Source organism: Rhodothermaceae bacterium, from assembly GCA_009838195.1.
Lineage (GTDB): Bacteria > Bacteroidota > Rhodothermia > Rhodothermales > Bin80 > Bin80.
On sequence record VXSC01000034.1, the window covers coordinates 23,452 to 30,019 of the forward strand.

Annotated in this window: 9 protein-coding genes; all 9 read left to right on the forward strand. The window is 49.6% G+C overall.

What is annotated here, in order from left to right:
- Window positions 1-101: 101 nt before the first annotated feature.
- Window positions 102-863, forward strand: coding sequence for a hypothetical protein (locus tag F4Y64_07745; GenBank protein ID MXX97490.1), 762 nt, complete (start codon window positions 102-104; stop codon window positions 861-863).
- Between the two features lie 39 nt (window positions 864-902).
- Window positions 903-2,648 (forward strand): cytochrome C oxidase subunit I, encoded by a 1,746-nt coding sequence (locus F4Y64_07750; protein MXX97491.1) that lies wholly within the window; start codon window positions 903-905, stop codon window positions 2,646-2,648.
- Window positions 2,649-2,656: 8 nt separating this feature from the next.
- On the forward strand, window positions 2,657-3,295 hold the full coding sequence (locus F4Y64_07755) for a heme-copper oxidase subunit III (GenBank protein MXX97492.1): 639 nt from the start codon (window positions 2,657-2,659) through the stop codon (window positions 3,293-3,295).
- Between the two features lie 18 nt (window positions 3,296-3,313).
- A complete protein-coding gene (locus F4Y64_07760; protein ID MXX97493.1) occupies window positions 3,314-3,658 on the forward strand; it encodes a cytochrome-c oxidase in 345 nt (114 codons plus the stop codon).
- Complete coding sequence (locus F4Y64_07765) at window positions 3,648-3,848, forward strand: hypothetical protein (protein MXX97494.1); 201 nt, start codon at window positions 3,648-3,650, stop codon at window positions 3,846-3,848. The genes F4Y64_07760 and F4Y64_07765 overlap by 11 nt, the downstream gene beginning before the upstream one ends.
- Window positions 3,845-4,105 carry a hypothetical protein gene (locus F4Y64_07770; protein MXX97495.1) on the forward strand — a complete coding sequence of 87 codons (261 nt, stop codon included), beginning with the start codon at window positions 3,845-3,847 and terminating at the stop codon, window positions 4,103-4,105. The genes F4Y64_07765 and F4Y64_07770 overlap by 4 nt, the downstream gene beginning before the upstream one ends.
- Window positions 4,106-4,124: 19 nt before the next feature.
- Window positions 4,125-5,063, forward strand: coding sequence for a hypothetical protein (locus F4Y64_07775; protein ID MXX97496.1), 939 nt, complete (start codon window positions 4,125-4,127; stop codon window positions 5,061-5,063).
- Between the two features lie 87 nt (window positions 5,064-5,150).
- Window positions 5,151-5,513 carry a YciI family protein gene (locus tag F4Y64_07780; protein MXX97497.1) on the forward strand — a complete coding sequence of 121 codons (363 nt, stop codon included), beginning with the start codon at window positions 5,151-5,153 and terminating at the stop codon, window positions 5,511-5,513.
- Window positions 5,514-5,699: 186 nt separating this feature from the next.
- On the forward strand, window positions 5,700-6,518 hold the full coding sequence (locus F4Y64_07785) for a zinc metalloprotease HtpX (GenBank protein ID MXX97498.1): 819 nt from the start codon (window positions 5,700-5,702) through the stop codon (window positions 6,516-6,518).
- The last annotated feature ends 50 nt before the right edge of the window (window positions 6,519-6,568 follow it).

The window sequence follows — 6,568 nt, forward strand, 5'->3', positions numbered from 1 at the left end:
TCTAATTATAGGTAATTTTTGGTCAAGAACGCGTATATTCGCGTGTCTTCGCGTCTAAAAGCGTTCGTTGAAGGCAAAACCTTAATCAAACCAATTTTTCAATGCGAATTTCGGCAATTTTTGCGCTTTTGGTCTTTTTTATCGCTGCATGTGGTGGCGGTGCGAGTGAGACAGATGTGAGTCAGGAATCTGGTAGCGATGATGCTACGGAGACAGTGGCAATGACCCCGATGGGATCGGGTGGTGTTTCTGGATCTGTGATGTTTACAGGAACGCCCGCTGAGCGCACCCCTGTACGCATGAATGATGATTGTACAGATGAGCGCGATACGGAAGCACTAAGTGAAGACCTTCTTGTTAATGATGGTGCAGTTCAGAATGTGTTCGTGTATGTGAGTGCAGGACTACCCGACGGCTACACATACCCAACTCCATCAGAACCCGCAGTCATGGATCAGGAAGGATGCATGTACGTGCCTCGTGTGATGGGACTGCAAATCGGGCAAACGATTCGTGTTGAGAACAGCGATCCATTCCAGCATAACGTACATCCAGTTCCGGAAGAAAATCGTGGATTTAATGAGTCCACACCAGGAATTGGAGACTACTTGGAGAAAACCTTTTTGGTACCGGAAGTAATGATTTCGGTCAAATGCGATGTACACAGTTGGATGCAGGCGTACATTGGCGTATTGGATCATCCGTATTTTGCGACGACGGATGCAAGCGGATCTTTCATGATCTCAGGTCTTCCGGATGGAGACTATACGCTGACCGCCTGGCATGAACAACTGGGAGAGCAGACGATGGCTGTGACAGTGGCAGACGGTGCTATGGTAGATGCCTCGATCAGTTACCAGTAATAAAAGCTCTTTTCCGCATATCAATTAGGTACGTACCTCATGGCAGAAGATCATTCTCATTCAGCCCATCAGGAGGGGTTCTGGCGTAAGTACTGGTTTTCGACTGACCATAAAGTCATTGGAATCCAGTACGGGATCACAGCGATGCTGTTTTTGCTGTTTGGATTTGGCCTCATGCTGCTCATGCGGTGGCAATTGGCATCTCCCGGCGTGGAAATCCCTCTCCTTGGGGCGCTCACTCCAGAAATGTATAACCAATTCGGTGCCATGCATGGTACGATCATGGTATTTCTGGGGATTGTCCCGTTAGCAGTGGGTGCTTTTGGAAACTATGTAGTACCGTTGCAGATCGGTGCGCCGGATATGGCGTTTCCAAGGTTGAATATGGCGAGCTATCATTTCTATTTCTGGGGTGGCGTCGTCATGCTTGCCAGCTTCTTTGTGCCTGAGGGAGCCGCCAAAGCTGGCTGGACCTCCTATCCTCCTCTCGCGAATATTGAGACGATGGGCCAGACCATGTGGCTCTGGGGGATGGTGTTGTTGATTACATCTTCGCTGCTGGGTGCGGTGAATTTCCTGGTGACGATTATTCAACTGCGCACGGAGGGGATGACCTTCTTTAAGATGCCGTTCTTTGTTTGGGCACAGTTTATCACCGCTTTTCTCTTGCTCCTGGCCTTTCCTCCACTGGAGGCAGCAGGCTTCCTTCAGTTGGCAGACCGGCTCCTCGGGACGAGTTTCTTTATGCCGAGCGGCCTCGTCACCGCAGATGGGCCATTGGAAGTTGCAGGTGGTGGAAGTCCACTCTTGTGGCAGCATCTGTTCTGGTTTCTGGCACACCCAGAGGTATACGTGTTGATCCTCCCTGCAATGGGGATCGTAGCCGAAGTGTTGGCAAACAATACCCGGAAGCCGCTCTGGGGATACAAATTGATGATATACTCCCTCATATTCTTGGGATTCTTTTCCTTTATTGTATGGGCACATCACATGTTCATTACTGGAATGGGGACCACGATCAGTGCCTTCTTCCAGATAACGACGATGATCATTTCGATCCCCTCGGTCGTGATTTTGTCAGCGCTCTTCATTACACTTTTTGGAGGTTCTATCCGATTTAATGCCGCCATGTTGTTTGCCGTGGGTTTCGTACCGATGTTCGGGATTGGTGGACTTACAGGACTTCCGCTTGGTTTGGCTCCAACGGATATTCCGTTGCACGATACGTACTACGTGATTGGACATTTTCACTACGTGGTTGCACCGGGGACCATCTTTGCACTCTTTGCGGGCATTTATTACTGGTACCCCAAAGTTACCGGGCGTACGCTGAATGAGACACTGGGTCGGATTCATTTCTGGGGGTCTATGATCGCGATGAATGGCATCTTCCTCCCAATGCTTCATCAGGGGATGGCTGGGATGTCACGGCGCCTGTTTGATGGTGGATTGACCTACAGCTTTACGGAAGGAGTTCTCCATTACAATTCGATTATGGCAGTGTCCGCCGTTGTCCTTCTCCTGTTCCAGCTCCCGTTTATCTATAATTTCTTGACGAGTGCCAAATGGGGCAAAAAGGTTACAAAAAGCAATCACTGGGAAGCAACGACGCTGGAATGGTCTGCTGCCCCGACTCCCCCGGTCGGTCATGGAAATTTTGAGACCGTTCCTACGGTGTATCATGGACCGTATGAATACAGCGTACCCGGTCATGAGCTTGATTATTGCCCCCAGGGAGTACCTATTCAACTTCCCGACCACACTGATAAAACAGTCGAATCCTAGTTATACCAATGCAGATTCCCTACGAGGTAACGGCACGTCCAGATACTGGCGTCAACAACGCGAAGCTGGGCATCTGGCTATTTTTGGCTTCGGAGATCATGCTCTTTGGGGGCCTGTTTGCTGCCTACATATTCCTAAGAATTGGCGCGGAAGCATGGCCAGGGATGATGATGTATGGTACGGATACGATGGCCGAGCGTGCAGATCAGATCCTGAACGTGCCTCTGGCAACTTTAAATACAATGATCCTGATTGCATCCAGTGTCACCATGGTGATGTCCTGGGCGGCGCTCAAGATGGATCGATTTGATCGCTACAAGCTTTACATGGGACTCACAATCCTGTTAGCTTTGGGTTTCTTGGTCGTAAAGGCATTTGAGTATGGTGATAAGTTTGATCACCACTGGTATGCGTCAACGAATAATTTCCTTGGCGTCTACTTTGTGCTTACTGGATTGCACGCGATTCATGTCACCGGTGGGATCTTGGTGAATGCATACTTCTGGGGACCAGGGACGAAGATGTGGAAACAGGGAACACCGCGTGCGAAGGCTCACTTTACGAATCGGATCGAGGTTGCCGGACTGTACTGGCACTTTGTAGATTTGGTGTGGATATTCCTGTTCCCTATGATCTATTTGATTTAAGCAGACAAACGCGTTGAAATGGCCGAAGAAATGACTATGGAGGACATCAGGAGGCACGTAAAAGTGTATCTCGTGGTTTTTGCCTCTCTTGCTGTACTGACGGTTGTGACCGTGCTGGTTTCGTATCTGAGTATCCCGTTCGTACCTGCTTTGCTGATTGCTTTGGTAATTGCTACCGTGAAGGCTAGCTTGGTGGCGCTATATTTTATGCATCTAGTGAGCGAGAAGCAGGTCGTCTTATGGGTCTTACTCGTGTCGGGGATTTTTCTAATCGCCATGTTTGCACTCTTTATCGGAGCACATGCCGACCAAGAAGCCCTTGCGACGGTTGCCAAATTACTTCTGCCCGAGTATGTCGCTTAAGACCGTACATATCGTATTTATTATTTTCGCAACGGCTGTAAGCTTTATGTTTGGATTATGGGCATTAATCCGTGGGATGGAAGATGCTAGCGGAGCGATGGTAGGGATGGGGCTGATTGCGCTCATCTGCGGGATTGGCCTTGTTTTATACGGTGTTACATTTTGGCGTAAACTCAGGGAGTTAACATGAAGCGCGGAATCGCTCTTGTTGCTTTGTTCGCAGTTGCAACGCCAGTCTTGGCATGTGAATATTGTCTTGGTACAGGAACTGCGAATTCTGGAGTGATTCGTGCACTGGTTTTCTCCATGGCGTCTTTACTTACGGTGATTGGATTCGTGGGGGCAAGCATCGGGACGTTTTTTTTCAAGGTTCATCGCCGCGCAAAGGTTTTGGAATCAGAAAGAATATCAGGTCGTCCTGGTGATGATCAGTTGGTCGACCAATAACTAGAGATTGAGCCTAAGCATGAACGATTTAAGTAAATGGATGGGAATGCCACTTGATGCCTCGGGGCATGGAGTGGACATTGATATCATGATGAGTTGGGTACACTGGCTCATGCTAGTGTTGTTTTTGATTTGGGCACCGTTTTTTCTCTACTGTTTGTGGCGCTTCAATGCAAAGCGGCATCCTCGGGCCATTTATACGGGAGTAAAAAGTAAGATCTCTTCGTACTTGGAAGGAGGCGTAGTCATTGCTGAAGCGGTCTTATTGGTGGGGTTTGCACTGCCGATATGGGCTACGATCAAGAATGATTTTCCCGAAGAGTCAGAGTCAACGATCGTGAATGTGATTGCAGAGCAATTTGCTTGGAATGTAGTCTATCCAGGTGCCGACGGAGAATTTGGTCTCACAACACTCACGAAGCCGATTCAGATAGACACCAGTGACCCGAGAGGCGAGGATGATGTCATTATCACCAATACTCTTCACCTGGTGAAGGATCGTCCGGTGATCGTGAACCTTAGCTCCAGGGATGTCATCCACAGTTTTGCCCTTCCCAACATGCGCGTAAAGCAGGATGCTATCCCAGGTCTGGAAATTCCGGTCTGGTTTATTCCCAAAATGTCCACGAGCGAATTCCGACAGCAGATGGCAAAGGAGATGCCGATCTCGGAAAATGAACGGCGTCGGGCTCAGTATCCTCCGTACCGATGGATCGCGATGCGAGACTACCCGAATCCCACTGATTCGACGATGCTTGCAGAAGAAGGACAGCGGCTATCAACGAGAATCCTGACGAGACTGTACGAAGCCGGTATTACCGAAGTGTATGCTTCTCCAGAAATGGAGATCAGTTGTGCGCAGCTCTGTGGTGGTGCCCATTACAGTATGCGTGGTACCGTTATTGTTCACGATACGCAAGAGGAATTTGACGCGGTCCTTGCAGAAAACAGTTTCTGAGACTCGTAAGGTTACAATGCTGGTCTTCGTCGACCGGCAGAATACTGTCCAATTGATTGTCCCCGGGGATCAACTCAGGCCGGTATCATGAGGGTGATTGTCTTCGTGCATGCGTCACAAGATTCGGAGGCAGGGGTCATGCCATCTACTGAACTGCTCACATCTATGGGTGCCTATAATCAGGCATTGATCGAGGCGGGTATTATGCGGGACGGGGCTGGGCTGCGACCAACACGCGACGGGATGCGCGTAAGATTTGATGGCGATTCACGGACAGTTTCCAGAGGGCCGTTTAACCTTACTTCGGAATTGGTGTCTGGGTATTGGATATGGGAGGTGAAGGACATGGATGAAGCGATCGCCTGGATCAAGCAGTGTCCCAACCCATATCTTCAATCCGGTGAGGTTGAGATCCGGTCTCTGTATGAGCCAGAGGGTTTTATCGAATAGGGGAGTGGTGGCGTGGTTGTACGAAGAGCTGACCAACCTAACTTTCGTCAAGCGACCTACTGCGAGACACGGGTGCAGAATACAGGACGGGAGTTGTTGTGACCCTTGAACTGCATAAGCGGGTGATTGAAACCACATCTTTGTATAACCGTAGCCTGTGCATAGTATTAATTGTCGACTTGAATGGTGAATAGTTTCAAAACGGTATTGCTGCTGGGAGGGCTCAGTGGCTTGGTGCTCGCGATTGGCGCATCTCTTGGGGGACAAACAGGACTGCTCCTTGCATTCGTCATTGCAATTGCGATGAATTTTGGGTCCTACTGGTATTCGGACAAAATTGTGCTGAGAATGTATCGTGCCAAGGAGGTTGGTAGCGATCATCAACTGTATCGCCTGACGGAGAATTTGGCACAAAATGCAGGACTCCCAATGCCCAGGGTGTATATCATCCCGGAAGGCTCACCCAATGCCTTTGCGACGGGCCGGAATCCCGAAAATGCCGCAGTTGCTGCCACCGAAGGGTTGATTCGGAATTTGAATTCGCAGGAATTGGCAGGAGTCATGGCACATGAGCTGGCGCACGTTAGAAACCGGGATATCCTGATCAGTTCAATTGCTGCCACGCTTGCGGCAACCATCATTATGGTTGCACGGATGGCGCAGTTTGCTATGATTTTTGGAGGAGGTGGAGACCGGCGAGACAATATTTTCAGCTTCTTGGCAACCTTGATTCTCGCACCAATTGCGGCAATGCTGATCCAGGCGGCAATTTCCCGCTCGAGAGAATTCGAGGCAGACCGAGTTGGTGCGGAAATAGCGGGGAGCCCAAGGGGGTTGGCCAGTGCGCTCGTGAAGATTGAGAATTTTCAAGCGAAGGTGCCGATGGATGCGAATCCTGCGACCGCTCATATGTTCATCATGATGCCGGTTTCCAGGAAGGGTGTAATGTCTTTATTCAGCACGCATCCACCGACAGAAGAACGCATTCGGAGATTAGTTTATTAGATCTTATAGCAGGACGGTTCTGCCTGATTAGCGCTACCTTAGCGCGATCC

Excerpts from the sequence above, each read along its gene's own strand:
- F4Y64_07745 (MXX97490.1), top strand. The coding sequence starts at position 102 with ATGCGAATTTCGGCAATTTTTGCGCTTTTGGTCTTTTTTATCGCTGCA.
- F4Y64_07750 (MXX97491.1), top strand. The coding sequence starts at position 903 with ATGGCAGAAGATCATTCTCATTCAGCCCATCAGGAGGGGTTCTGGCGT.
- F4Y64_07755 (MXX97492.1), top strand. The coding sequence starts at position 2,657 with ATGCAGATTCCCTACGAGGTAACGGCACGTCCAGATACTGGCGTCAAC.
- F4Y64_07760 (MXX97493.1), top strand. The coding sequence starts at position 3,314 with ATGGCCGAAGAAATGACTATGGAGGACATCAGGAGGCACGTAAAAGTG.
- F4Y64_07765 (MXX97494.1), top strand. The coding sequence starts at position 3,648 with ATGTCGCTTAAGACCGTACATATCGTATTTATTATTTTCGCAACGGCT.
- F4Y64_07770 (MXX97495.1), top strand. The coding sequence starts at position 3,845 with ATGAAGCGCGGAATCGCTCTTGTTGCTTTGTTCGCAGTTGCAACGCCA.
- F4Y64_07775 (MXX97496.1), top strand. The coding sequence starts at position 4,125 with ATGAACGATTTAAGTAAATGGATGGGAATGCCACTTGATGCCTCGGGG.
- F4Y64_07780 (MXX97497.1), top strand. The coding sequence starts at position 5,151 with ATGAGGGTGATTGTCTTCGTGCATGCGTCACAAGATTCGGAGGCAGGG.